24 protein-coding genes are annotated in these 21,167 nt (G+C 65.9%); 2 read left to right on the top strand and 22 right to left on the bottom strand.

Annotation, left to right across the window (positions count from 1 at the left end):
- Nucleotides 1-14: 14 nt before the first annotated feature.
- The 3 genes from EEB15_RS30080 to EEB15_RS30070 all read right to left on the bottom strand — a co-directional run bounded on the left by EEB15_RS30080 (nucleotide 15) and on the right by EEB15_RS30070 (nucleotide 4,973).
- Complete coding sequence (locus EEB15_RS30080; protein ID WP_141513679.1) at nucleotides 15-1,691, bottom strand: long-chain-fatty-acid--CoA ligase; 1,677 nt, start codon at nucleotides 1,689-1,691, stop codon at nucleotides 15-17.
- A 174-nt stretch (nucleotides 1,692-1,865) separates the two neighbouring features.
- Nucleotides 1,866-3,278 carry a Re/Si-specific NAD(P)(+) transhydrogenase subunit beta gene (gene pntB, locus EEB15_RS30075; RefSeq protein WP_141513678.1) on the bottom strand — a complete coding sequence of 471 codons (1,413 nt, stop codon included), beginning with the start codon at nucleotides 3,276-3,278 and terminating at the stop codon, nucleotides 1,866-1,868.
- A 15-nt stretch (nucleotides 3,279-3,293) separates the two neighbouring features.
- Nucleotides 3,294-4,973, bottom strand: coding sequence for a Re/Si-specific NAD(P)(+) transhydrogenase subunit alpha (locus EEB15_RS30070; protein ID WP_141513661.1), 1,680 nt, complete (start codon nucleotides 4,971-4,973; stop codon nucleotides 3,294-3,296).
- A 275-nt stretch (nucleotides 4,974-5,248) separates the two neighbouring features.
- Between EEB15_RS30070 and EEB15_RS30065 the strand changes: the two genes are divergently transcribed.
- Together EEB15_RS30065 and EEB15_RS30060 are read left to right on the top strand one after the other, a co-directional pair.
- Nucleotides 5,249-5,674: a hypothetical protein gene (locus EEB15_RS30065; protein ID WP_141513660.1), complete on the top strand. Its 426-nt coding sequence runs from the start codon at nucleotides 5,249-5,251 to the stop codon at nucleotides 5,672-5,674.
- Nucleotides 5,675-5,721: 47 nt separating this feature from the next.
- Entirely contained in the window at nucleotides 5,722-6,111 is a 390-nt protein-coding gene (locus tag EEB15_RS30060; protein ID WP_141513659.1) for a hypothetical protein, read from the top strand.
- 6 nt (nucleotides 6,112-6,117) lie between these two features.
- On the opposite strand, the gene EEB15_RS30055 is transcribed toward EEB15_RS30060, so the two are convergent.
- The 19 genes from EEB15_RS30055 to flgA all read right to left on the bottom strand — a co-directional run bounded on the left by EEB15_RS30055 (nucleotide 6,118) and on the right by flgA (nucleotide 21,159).
- Nucleotides 6,118-6,921: a sigma-70 family RNA polymerase sigma factor gene (locus EEB15_RS30055; RefSeq protein WP_233259680.1), complete on the bottom strand. Its 804-nt coding sequence runs from the start codon at nucleotides 6,919-6,921 to the stop codon at nucleotides 6,118-6,120.
- A 3-nt stretch (nucleotides 6,922-6,924) separates the two neighbouring features.
- Nucleotides 6,925-7,839, bottom strand: a complete 915-nt coding sequence (fliP, locus tag EEB15_RS30050) for a flagellar type III secretion system pore protein FliP (RefSeq protein WP_233259679.1) — start codon at nucleotides 7,837-7,839, stop codon at nucleotides 6,925-6,927.
- Nucleotides 7,836-8,279 (bottom strand): flagellar biosynthetic protein FliO, encoded by a 444-nt coding sequence (locus tag EEB15_RS30045; RefSeq protein WP_141513658.1) that lies wholly within the window; start codon nucleotides 8,277-8,279, stop codon nucleotides 7,836-7,838. The genes fliP and EEB15_RS30045 overlap by 4 nt, the downstream gene beginning before the upstream one ends.
- Before the next feature lie 8 nt (nucleotides 8,280-8,287).
- Nucleotides 8,288-8,659: a FliM/FliN family flagellar motor switch protein gene (locus EEB15_RS30040; RefSeq protein ID WP_141513657.1), complete on the bottom strand. Its 372-nt coding sequence runs from the start codon at nucleotides 8,657-8,659 to the stop codon at nucleotides 8,288-8,290.
- An 8-nt stretch (nucleotides 8,660-8,667) separates the two neighbouring features.
- Complete coding sequence (locus tag EEB15_RS30035; protein WP_141513656.1) at nucleotides 8,668-9,543, bottom strand: FliM/FliN family flagellar motor C-terminal domain-containing protein; 876 nt, start codon at nucleotides 9,541-9,543, stop codon at nucleotides 8,668-8,670.
- An 8-nt stretch (nucleotides 9,544-9,551) separates the two neighbouring features.
- Nucleotides 9,552-10,742 carry a flagellar hook protein FlgE gene (locus EEB15_RS30030; protein WP_141513655.1) on the bottom strand — a complete coding sequence of 397 codons (1,191 nt, stop codon included), beginning with the start codon at nucleotides 10,740-10,742 and terminating at the stop codon, nucleotides 9,552-9,554.
- A gap of 46 nt (nucleotides 10,743-10,788) precedes the next feature.
- Nucleotides 10,789-11,190, bottom strand: a complete 402-nt coding sequence (locus EEB15_RS30025) for a flagellar hook capping FlgD N-terminal domain-containing protein (protein WP_141513654.1) — start codon at nucleotides 11,188-11,190, stop codon at nucleotides 10,789-10,791.
- The gene (locus tag EEB15_RS30020) at nucleotides 11,187-11,591 is read right to left on the bottom strand and encodes a hypothetical protein (protein WP_141513653.1); all 405 of its coding nucleotides are present in this window, start codon (nucleotides 11,589-11,591) and stop codon (nucleotides 11,187-11,189) included. Before EEB15_RS30020 ends, EEB15_RS30025 begins: the two co-directional genes overlap by 4 nt.
- An 872-nt stretch (nucleotides 11,592-12,463) precedes the next feature.
- A complete protein-coding gene (locus EEB15_RS30015; RefSeq protein WP_141513652.1) occupies nucleotides 12,464-12,940 on the bottom strand; it encodes a hypothetical protein in 477 nt (158 codons plus the stop codon).
- Nucleotides 12,940-14,313, bottom strand: coding sequence for a FliI/YscN family ATPase (locus tag EEB15_RS30010; RefSeq protein WP_233259678.1), 1,374 nt, complete (start codon nucleotides 14,311-14,313; stop codon nucleotides 12,940-12,942). The genes EEB15_RS30015 and EEB15_RS30010 overlap by 1 nt, the downstream gene beginning before the upstream one ends.
- Entirely contained in the window at nucleotides 14,310-15,152 is an 843-nt protein-coding gene (locus EEB15_RS30005; RefSeq protein WP_141513651.1) for a FliH/SctL family protein, read from the bottom strand. The genes EEB15_RS30010 and EEB15_RS30005 overlap by 4 nt, the downstream gene beginning before the upstream one ends.
- Nucleotides 15,149-15,727, bottom strand: coding sequence for a hypothetical protein (locus EEB15_RS30000; RefSeq protein ID WP_141513650.1), 579 nt, complete (start codon nucleotides 15,725-15,727; stop codon nucleotides 15,149-15,151). The genes EEB15_RS30005 and EEB15_RS30000 overlap by 4 nt, the downstream gene beginning before the upstream one ends.
- A complete protein-coding gene (fliF, locus tag EEB15_RS29995; RefSeq protein WP_141513649.1) occupies nucleotides 15,724-17,184 on the bottom strand; it encodes a flagellar basal-body MS-ring/collar protein FliF in 1,461 nt (486 codons plus the stop codon). Before fliF ends, EEB15_RS30000 begins: the two co-directional genes overlap by 4 nt.
- A gap of 10 nt (nucleotides 17,185-17,194) precedes the next feature.
- On the bottom strand, nucleotides 17,195-17,518 hold the full coding sequence (fliE, locus tag EEB15_RS29990; RefSeq protein ID WP_141513648.1) for a flagellar hook-basal body complex protein FliE: 324 nt from the start codon (nucleotides 17,516-17,518) through the stop codon (nucleotides 17,195-17,197).
- Nucleotides 17,515-17,955, bottom strand: coding sequence for a flagellar basal body rod protein FlgC (flgC, locus tag EEB15_RS29985; protein WP_141513647.1), 441 nt, complete (start codon nucleotides 17,953-17,955; stop codon nucleotides 17,515-17,517). The genes fliE and flgC overlap by 4 nt, the downstream gene beginning before the upstream one ends.
- Before the next feature lie 32 nt (nucleotides 17,956-17,987).
- Nucleotides 17,988-18,371 (bottom strand): flagellar basal body protein, encoded by a 384-nt coding sequence (locus tag EEB15_RS29980; RefSeq protein ID WP_141513646.1) that lies wholly within the window; start codon nucleotides 18,369-18,371, stop codon nucleotides 17,988-17,990.
- Between the two features lie 39 nt (nucleotides 18,372-18,410).
- The gene (locus EEB15_RS29975; protein ID WP_141513645.1) at nucleotides 18,411-19,559 is read right to left on the bottom strand and encodes a flagellar basal body P-ring protein FlgI; all 1,149 of its coding nucleotides are present in this window, start codon (nucleotides 19,557-19,559) and stop codon (nucleotides 18,411-18,413) included.
- Nucleotides 19,559-20,161, bottom strand: coding sequence for a flagellar basal body L-ring protein FlgH (locus EEB15_RS29970; protein WP_233259677.1), 603 nt, complete (start codon nucleotides 20,159-20,161; stop codon nucleotides 19,559-19,561). Before EEB15_RS29970 ends, EEB15_RS29975 begins: the two co-directional genes overlap by 1 nt.
- Nucleotides 20,158-21,159, bottom strand: coding sequence for a flagellar basal body P-ring formation chaperone FlgA (gene flgA / locus EEB15_RS29965; protein ID WP_158290276.1), 1,002 nt, complete (start codon nucleotides 21,157-21,159; stop codon nucleotides 20,158-20,160). The genes EEB15_RS29970 and flgA overlap by 4 nt, the downstream gene beginning before the upstream one ends.
- Between the last annotated feature and the right edge of the window lie 8 nt (nucleotides 21,160-21,167).

Here is a 21,167-nt window from a genome sequence, read left to right as displayed (position 1 = left end):
GGGCCTTGTTTGCGTTACTTTTTGTCGCGGAGTTCGCGACGCAGGATCTTGCCCACGGGGGTCTTGGGCAATTCGGTGCGGAATTCTACAACCTTGGGCTGCTTGTACCCGGTGAGGTTGGCGCGGCAGTAATCGCGCACTTGCGCTTCGGTGAGCTCGGGGTTCTTCTTGACGATCACCAGCTTCACGGCTTCGCCGGTCTTCTCGTCGACGACGCCGACCACGGCGCATTCCATCACGCCGTCGAGCTTGGCGACCACGTCTTCCACCTCGTTCGGGTAGACGTTGAAGCCGGAGACCAGCACCATGTCCTTCTTGCGGTCGACGATCTTGTAGTAGCCGCGCTCGTCCGCGGTGCCGATGTCGCCGGTCTTGAAGAAGCCGTCGGGCGTCATGACCTTGGCGGTCTCGTCCGGCCGCTGCCAGTAGCCCGCCATCACCTGCGGGCCCTTGATCGCGATCTCGCCGGGCTGGCCCAGGGCCACTTCATTGCCGTCGTCGTCCAGCAGCTTGAAGTACGTGCTGGGCAGCGGCACGCCGATGGTGCCGCTGTATTCCTTGTTGGTGGTCGGGTTGCAGCTGGCCGACGGCGAGGTTTCCGAAAGGCCATAGCCCTCGCAGATCGGGCAGCCCGTCTTGTCCAGCCACAGCTTGGCCACGGCGCCCTGCACCGCCATGCCGCCGCCAACCGAGACCTTGAGGTTCTTCCAGTTGACGGTGTTGAACTCGGGATGGTTGGCCAGGCCGTTGAACAGCGTATTGACCGCGGGGAAGCTGTGGAAGGTTTCCGTCGACAGCGTCTTCAGCACGGCCGGCAGGTCGCGCGGATTGGGAATCAGGATCAGCTTGCCGCCGGTGCGCATCGACAGGAACATGCCCACCGTGAAGGCGAAGATGTGGTACAGCGGCAGTGCGCAGACGCTGGTGGACTGCTCGTTGGCCGGCACCTTGTCCATCACCGGCTGGTTGAAGGCCTCGGACTGCAGCACGTTGGCGATGATGTTGCGATGCAGGAGCACCGCGCCCTTGGACACGCCGGTGGTGCCGCCGGTGTACTGCAGCACGGCGACGTCCTCGGACTTGATCTCGGGCTTCTTGAACGCACCCTTGGTGCCCTGCGCGATGGCGTCGTTGAAACGCACGTGGCCCGGCAGGTTGAAGGCGGGCACCATCTTCTTGACGTTGCGCACCACGTAGTTGACCAAAGAGCCCTTGAGCAGGCCCAGCATGTCGCCCATGGCGCACAGCACGACGTGCTTGACCGGTGTGTTGCCGATGCACTGTTCCAGCGTGTTGGCGAAGTTCTCGACGATGACGATGGCCTTCGACCCGGAGTCCTTGAGCTGGTGCTCCAGCTCACGCGGCGTGTACAGCGGGTTGACGTTCACCACCACGAAGCCGGCGCGCAGGATGGCGGCCACGGCCACCGGGTACTGCGGCACGTTGGGCATCATGATGGCGACGCGGTCGCCCTTGGCCAGGCCCAGGCCCTGCAGGTAGGCGGCGAAGGCGCGGCTCAGCGAATCGGTCTGGGCGTAGCTGACTTCCTTGCCCATGAAGCTGTAGGCCGGGCGGCTCGCGTACTTCGTGAAGCTCTCCTCCATCAACTGCACCAGCGAGGCGTATTGGGAGGCATCGATGTCGGCGGGAACGCCGGGGGAATAGGAACTCAGCCAGGGGCGGTTGCCCAGATCGCTCATGTCGCTCATTTTTTCTTCTCCACAGGCCAGGATGGCGCTCGCGGATTGTGTCGCGAGGGCACTTTCGAGGCGACTGTGTTTTCCCTATGAAAAGCCAGAGTGGTACCCCTAAAAACAAACGCGGCCCGAGGGCCGCGTTTCGCATGGTGGCAAGTAAATGTTACTTCAGGTCTTGAGGACGACCAGCACTTCGTCCAGCATCTTCTTGGCGTCGCCGAACAGCATGCGGTTGTTCTCTTTGTAGAACAGCGGGTTGTCGACCCCGGCGTAGCCCGAGGCCATGCTCCGCTTCATCACGATGGAGGTCTTGGCCTTCCACACTTCCAGCACCGGCATGCCGGCGATCGGGCTGCCGGGGTCGTCCTGCGCAGACGGGTTCACGATGTCGTTGGCGCCGATGACCATGGCAACGTCGGTGGCCGGGAAGTCGTCGTTCAGTTCGTCCATTTCCATGACGATGTCGTAAGGCACCTTGGCCTCGGCCAGCAGCACGTTCATGTGCCCGGGCATGCGGCCCGCGACGGGGTGGATGCCGAAGCGGATGTTGACGCCCTTCTCGCGCAGGTGCTTGGTGATCTCGAACACCGTGTGCTGCGCCTGCGCCACCGCCATGCCGTAGCCGGGGACGATGATCACGCTCTTGGCTTCCTTCAGCAGTTCCGCGGTTTCCAGGGCGCTGATGGGCGCCACTTCGCCGGCCGGTTGCGCCGCATCGCCCTTGGCTGCCGGCTTGCCGGCACCGCTGCCGAAGCCGCCGGCGATGACGCTGAAGAAGTTGCGGTTCATCGCCCGGCACATGATGTACGACAGGATGGCGCCCGAGGAGCCGACCAGCGCGCCGACCACGATCAAGAGATCGTTGGAAAGCATGAAGCCGGTAGCGGCAGCCGCCCAGCCGGAATAGCTGTTGAGCATCGAGATCACCACCGGCATGTCGGCCCCGCCGATCGCCATCACCATGTGGACGCCGAACAGCAGCGCGATCACCGTCATCACGACGAGGGGGATCATGCCCGCCTGGATGCTGGGCGCGTTGACGAACTCCCGGCCGAACCAGATCACCGTTAACAGGCCGGCCAGGTTGAGCCAGTGGCGCGCCGGCAGCAGCAGCGGCTTGCCGCCGATCTTGCCGTTGAGCTTGCCGAAGGCGATGAGCGAGCCGGTAAAGGTCACCGCGCCGATCAGGATGCCAATGTAGATCTCCAGCTCGTGGATCGTCTTCTCGGCGCCGGTCAGCGGATGCGACGTGTCGATGTAGCTGGCGAAGCCGACCAGGCACGCGGCCAGGCCGACCAGGCTGTGCATCAGCGCCACCAGTTCCGGCATCTGGGTCATCTTGACGACCTTGGACGCGTACAGGCCGACGCCGCCGCCAATCACCATGGCCGCGACGATCCACGGGATGCCCGCGGCCGTGACACGCGGGCCGAACACCGTGGCCAGCACGGCCAGGCCCATGCCCAGCATGCCGAACAGGTTGCCGCGCCGGGCCGTCTCCGGATTGGACAGGCCGCCCAGGCTGAGGATGAACAGGATGATGGCCCCGATGTACGAGGCGGTTGCGAGGTTTGCGGACATCATTTCTTGTTCTTCCTACTTGCGGAACATGGCCAGCATGCGCTGCGTCACGGCGAATCCGCCGAACATGTTCACGGCCGTGAGCACGATGCCGCCGACGGCCAGCCAGCGGATCCATTGGCCGGGCCCCGCGCCCGCTGCAGCGATAGCGGAAGCTCCTTCCCCGAGCGGAGGCGCGATCTGCACCAATGCGCCGATGGCGATGATGCTGGAGATGGCATTGGTCACGCTCATCAGCGGCGTGTGCAGCGCCGGCGTCACGTTCCACACCACCATGTAGCCGACGAAGCAGGCCAGCACGAAAACGGTGAAGTGGCCCAGGAAGGCCGTGGGCGCGTTGGCGCCGACGAACCAGAACAGTGCAGCGGCGATGCCGAACATGATGGCCAGCTTGTTGCCCGCCATCGGCTCGCTCGGCGCGCCATGGCCGTGGCCCTTCTTGGCCGCGGGCACGGCGGCGGCCGGCTTGGCTGCGGGCACGGCTGCTGCCTTGAGCGGCGGCGCCGGCCAGGTGATGCTGCCGTCCTTCACCACCGTGAGGCCCCGGATCGCGTCGTCTTCCATGTTGACGTCGATCACGCCGTCCTTGGTCTTGCACAGCTCCTCGGTCAGGCGGAAGAGATTGGTCGAGTACAGCGTCGAAGACTGGCGCGCCAGGCGGCTCACCAGGTCGGTGTAGCCGACGATCGTCACGCCGTGCTTGACGACGGACTGGCCCGGTTCGGTCAGCTCGCAATTGCCGCCCTGCTCGGCCGCCATGTCGACGATCACGCTGCCGGGCTTCATGCTGCGCACCATGTCGGCCGTGATGAGCCGCGGTGCGGGCTTGCCCGGAATCAGCGCGGTGGTGATGATGATGTCCACCTCGCGCGCCTGCTTGGCATACATCTCGCGCTGGGCCTGCTGGAAGCCTTCGCTCATGACCTTGGCGTACCCGCCGCCGCCCGAGCCTTCTTCCTCGTAGTCGACCTTGACGAATTCACCGCCCAGCGACACGACCTGGTCGGCCACTTCGGCGCGCGTGTCGTTGGCGCGAACGATAGCGCCCAGGCCTGCCGCCGTACCGATGGCTGCCAACCCGGCGACGCCGGCACCGGCGATGAACACCTTGGCCGGAGGCACCTTGCCCGCGGCCGTGATCTGGCCGTTGAAGAAGCGGCCGAAGGCGTTGGCTGCCTCGATGACCGCGCGGTAGCCGGAAACACCGGCCTGCGAGGTCAGCGCGTCCATCTTCTGGGCGCGCGACAGCGTGCGCGGCAGCGCGTCGATGGCCAGCACCGTCGCCTTCTTGGCGGCCAGCTGCTGCATGAGATCGGGGTTCTGCGCCGGCCAGACGAAGCCGATCAGCGTGCCGCCCTCGCGCATCAGGCCGACTTCCTGCGGGCTCGGCGGGCGCACCTTGAAGACGATGTCGGACCCGGCCCAGAGCGCGGCGGCGGTGGGCACGATCTGCGCGCCGACAGCGCGGTACGTCTCGTCGTCGAAGTTGGCGCCTTCGCCGGCGCCGCTTTCCACGGCCACCGAGAAGCCCAGCTTGACGAGTTTTTCCACCACGTCCGGGACGGTGGCAACGCGCTTCTCGCCGGCCGCGGTTTCTTTCGGAACCCCGATCAGCAAGGGTTGCTTGGCCGGCTGGGAAGCTGCGGCAACGCGGGTCTCGCCCGCCGCGGTTTCGGCGGGAACGCCAATAGACATGGACGTCTCTCCTCGGTCGATTTAAGTTGTACGTGGGTTGCTGACCGCGAGCTTACATGAAGACGGGCCGGGTTTTCCCGGGCAGGCCCTGGGGGCGGGTCGGGCAGGGGACAGTAATTGAAAGCGGGCGGAGAGGCATTGACTGCGGGCAAGAATGTGTGGATACCACACACGAAAGTGCGGCCGGATGGCACTGCGCGAAGGCGTTTCCGTCTCCAGAATCCATTCCAGCAGTTGCAGTCCTCGACAACCCCTTCTTCTACCTGGAGCAACCCATGAACCGCAGCCGCTACATCCCCAGCGCCACCCTTCTTCTCCACATCGGCGTCGTCGTGATCGCCGCTTTCGTGGCCACGACTTCGGCCATGCCGGTGCAGCTGGCGCCCACGGCCGCGCCCGTTTCCGGCGCCCGCAGCGTCGAGGAGATCCTGCTGGAACAGCCCGCCCGCTTCCGCCTGGGCCTGGGGCACGCCCACGAACTTCCCGCAGGCAGCCGCTGGCGCGCCATTGGGTCGCTGGCCCAGGGCACCGTCTACCGGCCGCTCAACCTGGTGTTCATGCTCGATGGCGTGCGCGCCGACGAGGCGGCGTATGCGGTGGTGAAGGGCGGCAAGCTGCAAGGGGTATACCTGCCGGTTGGCGCGCAGTTTTCCCGGGCCCTGTCGGCGACGCCCCTGGTTGTGCAAAAACCTGCCGCCTGACCAAGCCTGGCGATGATCGCCGGTAGAATTCCGGCGAAGGAGCGCCCGTGACCGGTCTCGACCCTGCCAGCCAGCTTGCCGCACTGATCCGTGTCCAGGTTTCATCCCTGCGCCGGCGCCAAGCGACCGGACCCGGCATTGGGCGGCGACAGGAGCCTGCACCCGCTGCGCCGGCGGGCTCGCCAGATCTCGCTACAGTTGTTGCTCAGCGTATCCGGTCCGTCGCGCGCGACGATCCGCAGCGCGAGCGCAAGGCTTTCAGGATATTTCTCGAAACCGTCCTGCTGTCGGAACTAGGTCAAGAGCTCGTCGGCGACCCCGCGTTCGTCCTCATGGTGGATCACGTGCAAGGCCAGATGGAAAGCGACCCCGATCTGGCGAAGGCGGCGGGGGATGCCTCGCGGTTGTTGCTGAAATCCGCGGACGGCGCGGACTGAACATTGCTACCAGGACACGTCGAAATCGCGCTGTGCGCGCAGTGTGTCTTTGAGCCGCGTCAGCGCTTTGCGGTGGATCTGGGACACTCGCCCGCGAGTGAGCTGAAGGGCCTGAGCGATCTCTTCGAATTGCAGCTGCTGGAAGTAGTGGCCCTGGATGACTTTGCGCTCCTGCGCCGGCAAGGCGTTGACGATGTCTACGATGCGTTGGCGCAACTGCCGCAGCTCGACATTGCGATAGAACGGTAGCGTCTCGGATCTTTCGCCCGCGTCTATCATGCCCGTGCCGTCGAGAATCCAGGCGAGTGCGAAGGCCAGCCCGGTTTCGGCGACGAACTTGAGCACCTGATCCGCGTTGCCGGCCTTGCCGGTGGCCTCAGTAGCCGCGGCCTCCTTGATCGCCGACCGCCGCTGGGTTTCCAGCCGCTGGCGTGCCGCGATTTGCTGCTGCTTTTCAGTCAGCTGCTCGAGGCCGTCCAGAATCGCGCCGTGCATCCTCCTGGCGGCGAACGTGCGGAATTGAACGCCATGAGCAGGGTCGAACCGCTGAAGCGCCTCGATCAGCCCAAGCGAGGCGAGCTGAAGGTAGTCCCCGAACTCGATCTCGTCATGAAACCGCTTGCTGTAGTAGGACGCGGCGACGATGCGGGCGTACGGCAGGTGCAAGTCGAGCAGGCGCCGGCGCGCGGCTTCGTCGGATTGGCCTCGCCACAGCGCCCACAGTGCAGCTTCGGTGCCGTCCTCGCCTCCACTGCCAGATGGCAGGGGCGGCGGATGGGCGCCGTCGCGAAGAGCCATGTCGAGGCTCATGTCTCAGTGGAACGAACCCATGAGGGCCTTCAGCACCACACTCCACCCATCGACCAGGATGAACATCAGGATCTTCAGCGGCAACGCAACCGTGGTCGGGGGCATCATCATCATGCCCAGCGCCATCAGGACACTCGAGACAATGAGGTCGATCAGCAGAAACGGCAGGAAGATCACAAAGCCGATCTGGAAAGCGGCCCTCAATTCGGAGAGCATGAACGCCGGAATCAACTGGACGTTGCTGATGTCGGCCATGCTTTCAGGGCGCTTGGCCTTGGACAATTCGACCATCAGCGCCAAATCCTGCTCCCGCGTTTGCCGCACCATGAACTCCCGCAACGGCCCGCTGCCCTTTTCATACGTTCCTTCCACGCCGAGCTTGCCGGCCATGAACGGCTGCAGCGCGTCCTGGTTGAGCTGGTGAAGCACCGGCGACATGGTGAAGAGCGTCAAAAAGAGGGCCAACCCCAGGAGCACCGTATTGGGCGGCGTTTCCGGCATTCCGATCGCGTGGCGCAGCATCGACAGGACGATGATGATCCGCAGAAAGGCCGTGAGGCAGACCAGCAGCGCCGGCAGGATGGCAAGCGCGGTCAGCCCGACGACGATCCGCACGGCCTGGGCGGTTTCGCCGGACGGGCTTTGGGGCCGGGCGGCTTTGTTGCCCAGGTCCGGTGCGCCGGCCGTGGTCGGCGCGGAAGTGACAGGAGCCGGCTTCGCCGCGGCTTGGCGTGCGGGCTCCTGAGACGAATCGGCGCCACGCTCTGCGGCTTGTGAATCTTGCTGCGCCGTCGTTGCCGCAGCCTCCGTACGTGCCGGCTCGTCGGCTGACTGGGCTCCTACGGAACCGCAAGCGGAGAACCACAGTACCGAAGCGAGCAACATCCGCATCGCGGACGTGTTCCAGCTTGCTCTCATGGCTCCACCTTCACGTCGTCGCAGGGGCGGCGCGCTACCACCGTGACAGACTGCGCCGTGCACCCCAGGAGCAATTCCTCGCCTTGCCACTCGACCACGTGCAGGCTTGCCTGGGGCGTGAGCGGCACACGGCCCAGGGCCTTGGGCAACTGCTTTCCGCTAGCGGGACGCAACCAACCGCCAGGGACACCGGCGCCAGCCTTGCGGCGGATAAGCAATAGGCCCACGCCTGCCACAACAGCGACAAAAAGCACCGCCCAGCCCGCCGACGCTGCGGCGGAGCCGTCGGCCGCGCTGTCGCGGCGAAGCGGAATCTGCGAGAACGGGCTTGCCGCCGATGCGGAGCTGGCCGGAGGGGCGATTTGCGCCCCGACATCCGGCGCCGACCCGACCCAAACGGTCAGCGCTGCGAGCGAAATGCGCAAGTGCTTGCTGAGCATGGCGCCGTTCAGGCCTTGAGCGGAACCGGCAGTTCGGTGATCCGGACCGCGAAACTACCCTCGACGGCCACCAGTTGCCCGCGCGCGACGACCTTGCCTTCGAGCAGCAGATCCACTGGCTGATCGAGCGACCGGTCCAGCACGAGCACCTGGTGCTCCTTGGCGGCCAGCAGCTCGCCCACGCTCAACTCCACCTCACCCACGCGGACCTGAAGCCGCGCGCGAACTGAGTGCAAGGGGTTGACGTCGTCAAGGACGGGAGCTGCCGGTGCTGGCCCACGGTGTGCCGGGTCGCCGTGGAGATCGCTCAGGCTGATGACCTGCGCAGTGGGAACGACGGGGCCGGCCCGGTTCATTGAAGATGATTGTTCGGGACTCATGCTTTTCTTTAAGAAGGGTGATCGATCGGGGTTTCCCGGTCGACGGGCGCTTGACGCGTCAGCTCGATCGCCTTGAATTCGTTCTGGCGGCCGAGAAAGCCCGCGCATACCTGCACACCTTGCGCGGTAGACACCATGAGCGGTGCATCCAGGGAATGGGGGAGCGGCACGATGTCGCCGACGCAAATGCTCTGCAGGCTGCCCAAATCCAGCTCGCACGGGGACAGCTCCACATGCAGCGACAGTCTGCGCCCGGACAGCGCTTGCGCCAGAGGAACCAGAGGCGCGGACCTCTTTCTGCGTCGAACGTCCGCTGTCATCGCGTTGCCGTTCGGGCCTAGAACGGCGCGCGCGCAGGCGGCGTTGGCCAGCACCAGGCGAGGCCGCCGTCCGATGTCCTCGAGAGAAACAACGACATAACCTGACCAGGGTTTGAACGAGCCGGCCTCAGGGGCGGCTTGGTTGGTACCTGGATCGAGCGCCAGGGCGGCACGCAAGGCATCGGCCAACGCAGCCCAGGAGCGTGCCGCCACCGCCTGCCCGACCCCTTCCGGATTTGCAATGGCTGATGGACCGGGATCGGCTGCGAACAGCGCCTCGAAGACGTCCGCAACCGGATCGGCCCGCATCTGGATCCAGGCCGCAGCCTCGCCCCGCATGCCCAACGGAACCCAGGCGGCCTTCTCGTGACCGGGATGCTCGTGCGCCAGCACCGCGCCAGCGCCGGGTGCCGCCGACTCGCAAACCCAATCACGCGCCCAGGCCGACCAGCCTTGCGCGACAACGCCGGCCAGCGCATCGAGTTGCGCGGGCGTCCACCAGACAAGGGGGCGCGCGTCTGGCCGAGTGGGCAAGAAGCTGGGCATGGAAACAGAACCGGCCATGGGGCGCCCTAGTTCTTCTTCATCTGGAACAGTTCCTGCAGCATGTCGTTCGCGGTCGAGATCACCTGCGACGAGGCTTGGTAACCCCGCTGCATGATCACCAGATCACTGAACTCCTGCGACAGGTCCACGTTGGACAACTCGACCATGCCCGAACGCACGTTACCGAATCCGCCTTCGCCGGCCAGGCCGGTGTGCCAAGACAAGCTGTTGGTTGCGTCGAAGTGGTTGTTCCCGCTGGCAACTACAGCATCGAGGCTGTCGAAGCGCCCGAGAGAAAGCCGCGCACCCTTTACTGTCTGGCCATTGGCATAAGACATGATCAGCGTGCCCATCGAGTCGAAGCTGACCCCGGTCAGCGCCCCTGGCCCGTATCCGTCCTGCGACTTGAAGGCGATGTTCGACAAGTTGCCGGAGGGGTAGGACGTGACGTCTTTGCTGAAGTCCAGTGCCACGGAGAACGCGTCCAGGCCCAAAGGCTGGTAGGTGAATGTGGCAGTGGAATTCGCGGGATCGGGACTGCCCGACTGAAAGATGATGTGTTCCGCAGTGCCAATCTCCGCTATGCCCTCGAACAACTGCACCTTCCAGCCTCCCGGCGTTGTTGCGGCTTCATCCGTGAGCTTGACGGTAAGCATGTGCTCGACCCCCAGTGCGTCGATCACCTTGACCGAATTGACGACCACTGGCTCGTTGGGGTTGGTCAAACTGCTCGAAATGTTGCCGGCAAATTTCACCGTCGAAGTGGCCTTGCCTTCCACAGTCGACAAGCCGGCGATGCTGATTTCGCCGATGGCGCCGCTGGCATCCTGCCCCATCACCTTGCTTTGATCCACCCGGCTGACCAGCACGCCGTCGGTGTTGAACGTGAACTGCCCGGCCCGCGTGTAGTGAAGGTTGCCGTTGCTGTCCTGCACGGTAAAGAGTCCCTGCCCGTCGAGCGCCAGGTCCAGGTCGTTGCCCGTTTGGCGCAGCTCGCCTTGCTCGAAGTTCAGAACGGTCCCGGCCGTATTCAGCCCGTAGCCCACCTGCATGGTGCCGCCGCCCGAGTTGCTGTTCGAATAGAACATGTCGGCGAACTGCAGGCTCGACCCCTTGTAGCCGGGCGTGTTGATGTTGGCGGTGTTGTTGGCGATCACGCGCAGGCCCTGCGAATAGCCCTGCAGCCCGGTCATGCCGATGTAGATGGAACCGATCATGAAGTTCTCCTGATGAAAATTTTGAAGTTGGTGGGAGCAGGCGGTATCACCGAACGGCGGTGATCTGGCTCAAGCTGACATTGGTCAACGTCGCCCCGCCGGTGGTGGTAATCGTCAACGCTGGCGCTTCACCGGTCAGCGATAGCGCCGTCACCTGACCGGTAACCGCGACACCGCTGCTCGAGGTGATGTCGACTGTGCGCCCGATCAGGCCGACAGATTGCAGCGCCGCCTGGTTCGAAATCAAGGTCGACATCTTTTCGTTCAGCTGCTGGGTCTGCTCGAGCGAAGTAAATTGCGCCATCTGTGCCATGAACTCCTGGTTGTCCATGGGCTTGAGCGGATCCTGGTACGTCAGCTGCGTCAGTAGGATCTTGAGGAAATCCTCCATCCCCATCGGGTTGGCCTGGGTGGTGGAGGCGCTGGAACTTACGGAACTGATCGTCATGGAATCTCCCTCAGATTGAAACGGTTCGATTGGGTCGGAGTCGACTCGTGCGGATAAGGCTCGGTTTCGATCATGTCAACGGCAGTGGCCGCGCGGCCATCGGAAATTCGTTGCCCATTGCATGAAATGGATAGCAGCCGCACACCTTGGGCAGAGAGCCAACGCTGAAGCTGGGCCGCAATGCCCTGCAGCGTTTCCGGCAGAGCCGAATCCATGGCGAGCCATAACCGCACGCCTTCTTCAGACCACTCCGCGTGAAGCCGGATTGGCTCCTGGGGCACAGCTCGCATGGCGACGCCAAGGCCGGGGCCACTCTCGCGGATGGCGGCAGAAGCGCTGGACTTCAATGCCTGGACTTGGGCTGCGGCGGGTGCGGTGGGTGCGGCAGGCGCCAGGGTCATCGCCAGCTCATGCCTGGTGGAAGGCGCTTGCGGCGCTGTCGGCACCGTGGCCGTCGCCACTGCAGGCAACGTTGACGCGTGCACCTGGCTCGTGGGGCTCGCTGTCCCCAATGTGCTGAATACGATCAACGGAACCGGACTTGGGGTTGATGTACCTGGCGCGCGAACCGGCTCGTCGAATATCTGTGTGTGGCCCGGGCCGGCCTCCGGGAAGGCCAGAGGGGAACTTTGCACAGGCTCAGGCTGTGCTTGGCCCGAGATCGAGCTGGTAACCTCGAACCTCCCCATGCCTTGCATCAATGACGCGAGTTCTGCCGTCCGGACTTGCACCACCGCGACATGCGACCCGGCTGGCGTTGGGTCACCGGCCATCGGGGCGGGCCCTGGGCAGATATTCGCGGGCGGCCTCGGAACATTCTCCAACCCCCTCAACGGATCAACGCTCGGAGTCCGGATTCGACCCGGGTGGTCGAGGTCCCGCAGCGCAGAAGCGGGTCCAATGACAGGAACGGCATTCTGCAGGACCTGTGCGACGGCGACTCTCTCGCCAGGTTCGATTGCAGCGGCGCCGCCGTCGATGGCCGCGATCTCGGCCCTGGGTTGCAGCCCACCCGGAACGGCACAAATTTCGCTCGGCAGGCCGGTTGCACCCGATGCGGCCAAGCCCCCACCAGCCGCAATCAGCGGCGGTACCAAGGCCGTTGGCTGAGCCGCGGACGCAGACGCGATGACCGCGTGCGAGAGCCACGCCTCCATCTGCGCGCGTTCCATCTCACGCTGCCAGGCCCGCGCCGAGTCATCCCGGCCGTCGCCGGCTGGCGGTTGGCCGCGCGACGGTATTGGCATGAGGTTCGGTGCCACGCTCGCTCCCTTCATGCAGCCTCCGTCCCGAACGCCCGGTGGCTGGCTTGGGCCACCCACTCCTGGTCGGCCTCCGCGCCCGCCTTGCGATGCTGTTCCACCGCGTAGTCCTTGAGCGTGTCGGCGCGGTGCTGGTCGAGCACTTCCAGCCTCTGCTGCTGCGCCGCGCATTCCCGGCGCGCCAAGTCCACCCGCGTGGCAAGCGCCGCGATCTCGCGCTCCGCGTCGGCATGGCGCTGCTGCAACGCGGCAAGATAGCCGAGCAGCCGGGCCTGTGCCGTTGGGTCGGCGCGGTCTGTCCAGACTTGTGCGGCGCGCGCAGCCTGAGCCACGCATTCGCCGTGCAATCTGTCGCGCTCCGCGTCCCATCGCGCGGCCTCACGCTGCAACTTGCCCAAGCCCGCGAGGGCGGCGTCGAACTGCCATTGCCGCTGGCGACGAATGGGCTCAAGGCCGTACTCGAAACCCCGCAGATCGGCACCGGCCATCAGCTTCTCCGTCCCGTGGGTTGCTGGGCAGCCGGAGCAGCCTTGGTGTTGAATACCTCGCTCAGCTCGGCCAGGCCCTTGGCGGCGGGGACGCCACCATCGCGCTGGCGCAGCCAGTCGAGCAGCCGCGGCTGGTGCGCCAGCGCGATGTCCAGTTGAGCATTGCTGCCGCGCTCGTACGCGCCGATGTCCACCATTTGGCGGTTGCGCTCCAGCAGAGCGATCTGCTTGATGGTTTCCACCGCCAGATCGCGATGCGGCTGCGACGTGATATCCGGCATCACCCGGCTGGAGCTTTGAAGGATGTCGATCGCCGGATACTGGCCGGCATGCGCCAACTGGCGAGACAGCACGATGTGGCCATCCAGGATGGCGCGCATGTTGTCGGACACGGGTTCGTTCATGTCGTCGCCTTCGACCAGCACCGTCATCAGCGCGGTGATCGACCCGCCCGACGGCGCCGTTCCGCAACGCTCGCACAGCTCGGGCAACTCGGCGAACACGGATGGCGTGTAGCCGCGCGCTGTCGGTGGCTCGCCTGCTGCCAGGCCGACCTCGCGGCGCGCCATCGCGAAGCGCGTCACCGAGTCCATGGTGAGCAACACCTGCTGGCCGCGGTCGCGGAAATACTCGGCGATGGCCAGGGCCGCATAGGTGGCGCGCAGGCGGCTGAGCGCCGGCTGGTCTGATGCGGCCACCACCACCACCGAGCGCTTGAGCCCTTCCGGGCCGAGCTGCTTGTCGATGAATTCCTTGACTTCGCGGCCGCGCTCGCCGATCAGGGCGATGACGTTGATGTCGGCCTTGACGTGCCGCGCGATCATGCCGAGCAAAGTGCTCTTGCCCACGCCACTGCCGGCGAAGATGCCCACCCGCTGGCCCTGGCCGATGGTCAACAGCGAGTCGATGGCGCGTACGCCGGTCTCCAGCACCCTTCCGATGCGCGGGCGCAGCATGGGATTGACGGGCGTCGCGCGCAGCGGCCGGCGCTCGGTGATGGCGGGCGCCGGCAATCCATCGAGCGGTGCGCCGAATCCGTCGATCACGCGGCCAAGCAGCGCCGGCCCTACGCCCATCTGCGACTGGCTGCCCTGGGCCACAACTTCGCAGCCCGCCGCCAAGCCCTGGACCGAACCGTAGGGCATCAAGGCCAGATGGTCGGCCTTGACGCCGACCACTTCCGCCAGCACAGGCCGCCGCACTGAGATGTCATGGCCCGACTCGCGTGGCCAGATCGCGCACAGTTCCCCCACGGTCGCATCGAGGCCGTGAACCTCGACCGACAAGCCACCCAAACGGCGGACCTGACCGATGCGGCGCGTCATCGGGGCCTGCGCAATGGCTCTCTGGTAGGGCGCGAGAGACAGCGTCACGGAGCGGCCACCTTCCGCTCGCGTCGCACCGCCAGCAAAGTTTCGCCGAGCACCGCCAGCTGCGTCTCCAGCCTGGCGTCGATGCTGCCCTCGGGCGAACGAAGGATCACACCGCCCAGCTGCACGCTGTTGTCTGCCACCCAGCGCCAAGCCGGATCGCTCGGCGCGCCTTCTTCGTTCAGCGCGGCCAGATCGTCGGGATGCACGTGGATTGCGAGCTGCGCGCGCTGGCCATGCTGCGCGAGCAGATGATTCACCATGGAACGCAGCACGGCCGGCGTCGCCGCCTCTTCGCCCAGTACACGGCAGACCGCCTCATGGCCGAGCGCCACGAGATCGTCCTCTGCGTCGACCAAACGCAGTGCCAGATCGGCCGCGAGGCCCTTCAGCAGATCGTCGAGCCGTACCAATCGGTGCTCCACTGCGGCCTTAGCCAGGTCGGCCGCTTCCGAGCGCGCACGCTCCAGCTCGACGAGCGCTTCCTTTCGGCCTGACGCCAAGCCTTCGAGATGTCCTTCTTCGGCCGCTCGGACACGCGCCTGCGTGATGGCGTCCTGCAAACTCTGCCGCCCCTCCGCGATCGCGGTGGCCCGGCCGGCGGCGTACCCCTCTTCGCGCCCTTCCGCAAAAGCCTGTTCATATCCAGGACTCTTGCGGCCAAGCGTTGCGTCCGATGCCTGTTCGGCGCGCAGTGGCGGCGACAGCGGATGCACTTTGATTGGCGTCGCCCCACCCGCAGCGCGCCCCGGCCGCAACAACGCATGCGGCTGGGACTGCATGACGATGCCCCGCAAAACGGATGCGGAAGTTGGCATCTCGGCCGTTGGCTTCGACTTCATGCAACCACCCTCGCAAGGCCCGGCCAGCGCGAACGCCAGCCCGTGACTGCGGGACGAGCCGGACCGGTTTCCACGAGCCGGAGTGATATCTGCTCGAGCAGCGCCTGCGACAGGGCCGGGGCCACAGCTGCAGGATGTCTGCGGTGCGCAGCCGGCAGCAGTTCCTGCACCTGCCGGCGCTTCGACACCCCAAGGTGCCCAAGGACTTCATCCGGCGGCTCGGCGCGCAGCCCGATGACATGCGCGATCAATGCCGCCGGTTCGTACTGGAGGACTCGCGCCAGTTCCGCCGCATCGGCCGACCTGGCTTGCGCCGTCCAGTCGGGCGTCGCGGCCGGCGCAACACGAGCGGAGCGGTTGCGCTTCAACGCATCATCCGTCGCGCGTGGATCCGCTGGGATGCCCAACGCCTGCAACTCGCCCACCAGGCGCTCCAGCTCGGCGCGCCGGTCCTGCGGCAGATTCGCCAGCAACCATTGGCGGTCTTTCGGGCCCATCGCATGCAGCGTCAACGCGCAGCGGCGCAGCGCTGCATCGGTGTCCAGCAGCATGGTCAGGTCCATCGCCTCGTTCATGAGCGCGCTCCCAAGGCAGGATCGCGCGCCGCCAGAACGGGGGCGGATGACGGTGGTGTCCCCTCCAGCCACTGCTGCATCTGCTCCAGCAAGTCTTGTCGCTGGGTTTCGGTCAGGTCCGTTCGCGCCGGGCGCGTCCGGCGCCACACCAGCCACGCCACGCCGGCCAGAAAGGCAATCGCCAGAACGGCCATTCCGGCCCAGCCTGTCGGGTTGTCCACGGCCGGCACTGCCTGCGGCACCGGGACGGTGGCGGCGTTGCCGCTGGACTTCACTGCCGGAGCCCCGTCATCGACCGCTTGAGGTTCGAACGCCCGCAGGCTTTGCACGACGACCGTATCACCGCGGTCTGAAACCGCGCCGACCGCCGCAGCAACCAGCACCCGCATCTGGTCGATCTGCTTTTCGTCCATCGGCTGGCGAATCACGGCGACCACTTGCAGCCGGCGGATCGCGCCGGGCTGGCTGGCCACCTGCTCGACGCGGCGGCCCACCTGGTATTCGATTTCTCGCTGACTGTTGCTGGCACGGCCGGTGTCGGCGTGGCCATTCAGCGGCGCACCGACGTCACGCGCCACTTCGCGTTCCTTGACCATCACTCCCGCCATGCCTTGGCCCGAACGGCCGGGCGCGCCCAGGACATCCTCGGTGGTGACGCGCACCTGGTCCATGTTCAGCGTGACGTCGACGCTGGCCAGCGCCTGGCCCTGCCCGAACGCGCGTTCGAGCACTTCGGTGGCTTTGCGCGCGAGCAGGCGTTCCGTGTCGCGCTTCAAATCCAGGCGGCCGGAGCCGGCGTCCTGCTCACCTTCGGCAGGCACGACGCGGGTGAGTGCGACGCCTTGCTGGTCGATGATGGTGACGTCCTGCGCGACGACGCCGGGCACCGAGGCCGCCACCAGACGCTGAATGCCGGTGATCTGCTCGGGCCGCAACGATTGGCCGGTCTTCAGGCTCAGCGTGATCGCCGCCTTGGCTTTGCTGGTGGCGCGCTTGAACAGGCCCTCTTCCGGCAGCGCCAGGTGCACGCGCACATCGCGCACTTCCGAGAGCGACATGATCGTGCGGGTGATCTCCCCTTGCAGCGCGCGCTGGTAGTTGATCTTCTGGGCGAACTCGGTCATGCCGAAGTCGGCGTTGTTGAACAGCTCGAAGCCGGCCGCGCCGTGCAGCGGCATGTCCTTGCCCATCAGCTTCAGGCGCGTCGTGTGCACGACGCTGCCATCGACCAGGATGGTGTTGCCGTCGGGTGCGATCTTGTACGGCACCTTCAGCCGGTCGAGCTCGGCAACCATCATGGCCGTGTCCTGCGGCTTGAGGTCGGCGAACAGCACCTGGTAGTCCGTGCGCGCGATCCACACCACGGCGCCGATCATGGCGGCCGCAATCACGGCCACGCCGCCGACGAGCCCCGCGCGCGCCGGGCCGCCCAACGTATTCCAGAAATCCTTCAGCACCGCCGTCTCCCTAGATCTGCATCTTCATGATGTCCTGGTACGCCTCCAGCAGGCGCCCACGGACTTGGACCATCAACTGGAAGGACACGCGCGCCTCCTCCAGCCGGATCATGGTTTGGTGCACGTTCTGCACGTCACCGGTCGCCAGAGCCTGCAGGTCGGTCTGGCTGGTCAGCAATTTTTCGTTCACCTGTGACAGCCCCTGGGTGACCATGGCGCCGAAGCCGCCGGTCGCGTCCTGTCCCGCGGCGCGCGCCGGCGCGACCAGGTCGTCCGGGAAAATGGCGCCGAGCTGCTGCGGCGCGATGGCACCGATGGGTGGCAAGCCGCTCATGACTGGCCCCCGATGTCCAGCGCCTTCAATGCCATCGTGCGCGCAGCGTTCATGGCGGCGACGTTGGCCTCGTAGGCCCGTGTCGCGCTCATCAACGCCATCATTTCTGCGGCGGCGTCAACGCCGGGGTAGCTCACGAAGCCACGTGCGTCAGCCATCGGGTGTCCGGGCTCGTGCACCATGCGCGGCGCGGCGCCGCTTGCTTCCACGTGGAAGTCCGGCTTCATCGTCGAGGTGACGGAGTCGCTCGAAAGCATCATGGCCGCAAACGCATCGGGCGACGCAGCCTGCGCTACGACCCGCATCGGGTTATAGGCAGCCTGGCCGGCCGCCTGCGTCGTGTGCGCATTGGCCAGGTTGAGGGCGGCAACTTCGACACGGGTGCGCTCCAGCGCCATGCCTGCGGCGCTGATCGCGAAAGTCGGGCTGTGGTCCATGACTGTCTCTTTCAAATGCGTTGTGATCCGGCTCAGCGCTTGCCGTCGCTGGCAGCGGTGGACAGAATGGAAAGGTGGCGACTCAGCCCGCGCGCCAGAAGCTGGTAGTGAACGGAGTTCTGTGCCATGTCGGCAACCTGCTCGTCCAGTTGCACCTTGGCCGGCTGGCCCTGCGCGTCCAGCACCGGTTCGAGCTGTAAGCGCACGCCCGAGAGCGCGAAGGCGTCGATGCTGCCCTTGCTTTGGAGCACACGCTGCGCTTCCCGCATCTGCGATTCGAAGTCGAGCTTCTGCGGAACGTAGCCCACCGTCGCGTGGTTCGCGATGTTGGCGGCGATCGCCTGATGGCGAAGGCTCGCGGCATCCAGCGCCAAGCCGAGCGCCGCGGTGGTGATGGCTTCCAGGCCTTCGGTCATGGATGGCTCCTGATGGGGATCAATGGGTGGGTTTTCATTTCATTGCACGACGAGTTCGGCGTGCAAGGCACCTGCGGCCTTGATTGCGCGCAGGATCGAGATCACGTCGCGCGTACTGGTTTTCAAACGTGACAGCGACTGCACCAGGTCCGAGACCGTCGTGCCGGATGCCAGATAACCCGGGCCATTCGTTTCATCGACGTCGACGCGCGAATTGGTGACACCCGCGGTCCGCACGCCCGGCCCGGCACTGCCGATCACCGTCGGCTGCGATACGGAATTCTGGGCAACGATGGAGATCTTCAGATCGCCGTGCGAAATGGCCACCCGCGAAATGCGCACGTCCCCGCCGGCCACCACGGTGCCGGTGCGCTCGTTGATCACGACCTTGGCGCGGCGATCCGGCTGCACGGAAACGTTCTCCAGCCGCGCGATGAAGCCCACGAGCTGCGCGCGCTGGTTCTCCGGAACTTCGATCTCGATGCCCGATGCGTCACGGGCCCGCGCCAGGCCCGGCCCGACCTGGGTGTTGATAGCAGCGGCCACACGATTGGCGGTGGTGTAGTCCGGCTCCGCCAGCACAAACGTCAGGTTCTGGCCCGCCGCCGCCACCTGGGTTCCCGTCGCCACTTCCACCACAGCGCCGCCCGGAACCGAGCCCACCGTCGGATGGTTTTTCTGGATGACGTTGCCGTTGGAGTCGTAGCGGTAGCCGCCGACGGACAACGGGCCCTGCGCAAGCGCATAGACGCGCCCATTGGGAGCCTTGAGGGGCGTCAACAACAGGCTGCCGCCGACCAGGCTTCTGGCGTCGCCGGTCGAGTTGACGGTGACGTCCAGGGCGTCGCCTTCGCGCGCGAAAGTCGGCAACGCGGCGTTGACCATGACCACCGCCACGTTGCGGCTTTGGATCTGCTCCGGCGGAACCGTCATGTTGAATTGCGAGAGCACGTTCGCCATCGCCTGGCGCGTCGCCCGGTTGGTGGGCGAGTCGCCGGTGCCTGCCAGGCCGGTCACGATGCCGTAGCCCACCAGCGCGTTGTCGCGCCAGCCTTGAAGCTTGCCGAGGTCCTTGACGCGGATGAGGCTGCTGCCGGCCCCGCCCGCCGCGGTCTGCGCCCATGCGAGCGTGTGCGACAGCACGGCGCACAGCGCCAGGGCGGTCCAGGCAAGTTTGCGAATTGCCATCACATGCCCGCCCAGTCCAGGAGCTTGCGCCACCACGCGCGCTGCGAGCGCTGAGACACTTCGCCTTCGCCCAAGTACGTGATGCGCCCATCCGCCAGCCGGGTGGAAAGGACGACGTTGCCGTCCGAAACGTCTTGCGGCCGCACCCGCCCTTCGAGAGTGACCTTCTGCTGCTCTTCGTTGACCAGCAGGAACTGCTCGCCGGCGATGCGCAAATCCCCGTTCGGCAGCACTTCTTTTACCGACACGCTCAGCGTGATGAGCACGCGGTTGGCACGCTGTGTGCGGCCACCGCCGTCGAAGTCGCCGCCCACCGCGATACCGGTTTCGGCAACGCGGCGCGTTCCGTGCGTGAGCTCGGCATTGAGGCTGTTCTTGCGGCGGGAGCCCGTGTCCGCGCTGGTGGTGGCGCTGGAGTTCTCGAACACCTGGACGGTGAGCACGTCACCGACGCGAAACGCCTTGTTGTCCGCCGTCAGCGGGCGAAAAGTCGCCTCGTTATACAGGCTCGTGGCTCCGGCCGCGAGGGGCAGCAGGCTCGCGATTGCAAGGGCCGCAAAGCACACCCCAGCCTTCATCATGCTCATGGGTTGGTACTTCACAGGATGGCCTCCACACGGCCTGGCGAGACCACGCGCGCCTCGACCGGGCTTGCAGCACTGGAGGAGCGGACCTTGACGATCTGTCCGACCTCTCCATCCTGCAGGGCCTGGGCGCGGCTTTCAAGCGCCACGACACCCGACGTCAGGTGCAGCGCAACCCAGGCGCCGCGCGCGATGGCGGGCAACGGCGCGCTGTTGGCCATGGTCACAGGTTCACCCTCTTTGATGGCGCGTGTGGTCCGCAAGCCCGCGGCGGTGCCGGGTTGCGGACCTTGCTCGGGAAACCGCGAGCTCGCGTACCCCGTCACTTTGACTTCGCGCTTTTCGACCATGCCCGGCGTCAACGAGACGCCACCAGCGACCGCGGCGGGCGCAACCCACGCATCCCTGAAGGCATCGACCGCAAAGTTCACAGGCACTGTGCGAATGAACCGGCCGTCGACCTGAATGTCCATCCAGACGGCCATGCGCGGCGTCGGCTCCGCGTTGGCGGGAAGCGGCCGCGCTTTCAACTCCACGTTGCCTGCTGGAAGCTTGATATCCGCCGGAAGTGGCTGTGCGTCAATGACGTAGCGCGTGGCGCGTGTGGCCATCCATTCGCGCAGTGCCGCTCTCGCGGCTTGCTCCACGCGATCGGAAGCGAGCGTCTGAGCCACGGTGCTCACGTGCGTCTCTTCAGCACCGGCCCAGAGCACGTTGCCAGACGGGATGCCCAGCTGGGTGCGCACCCAGCGCGACACAACATCGCGCCGCACGACCGCCTCGTTGCCCACGGCCGGCGAGCGACCAAGGGACAATGTAGCCAACCGCTGGATCGTTTGCAGGTCTGTCGTGTGAAGGATGGCGATGTCGCCCAACGTCACTTCCGATTGGCGGGCGACGAATTGGGGTCGCAGCTCGATGCTCACCTGGCCCGCGCCCAATTCAAAGGCATGGCCCGAAACAGGACTCGCGGCCGCAACCACGGCCAGCCCGAGCAGAAGAATTTTGGCGCGCACTTCAGGCC

Origin of the sequence: Ramlibacter sp. WS9, from assembly GCF_003797765.1 — a bacterium.
Taxonomy (GTDB): Bacteria; Pseudomonadota; Gammaproteobacteria; order Burkholderiales; family Burkholderiaceae_C; genus Ramlibacter.
The sequence above is the reverse complement of the archived record's forward strand: the minus strand, read 5'-3'. Positions and strand labels throughout refer to the sequence as shown.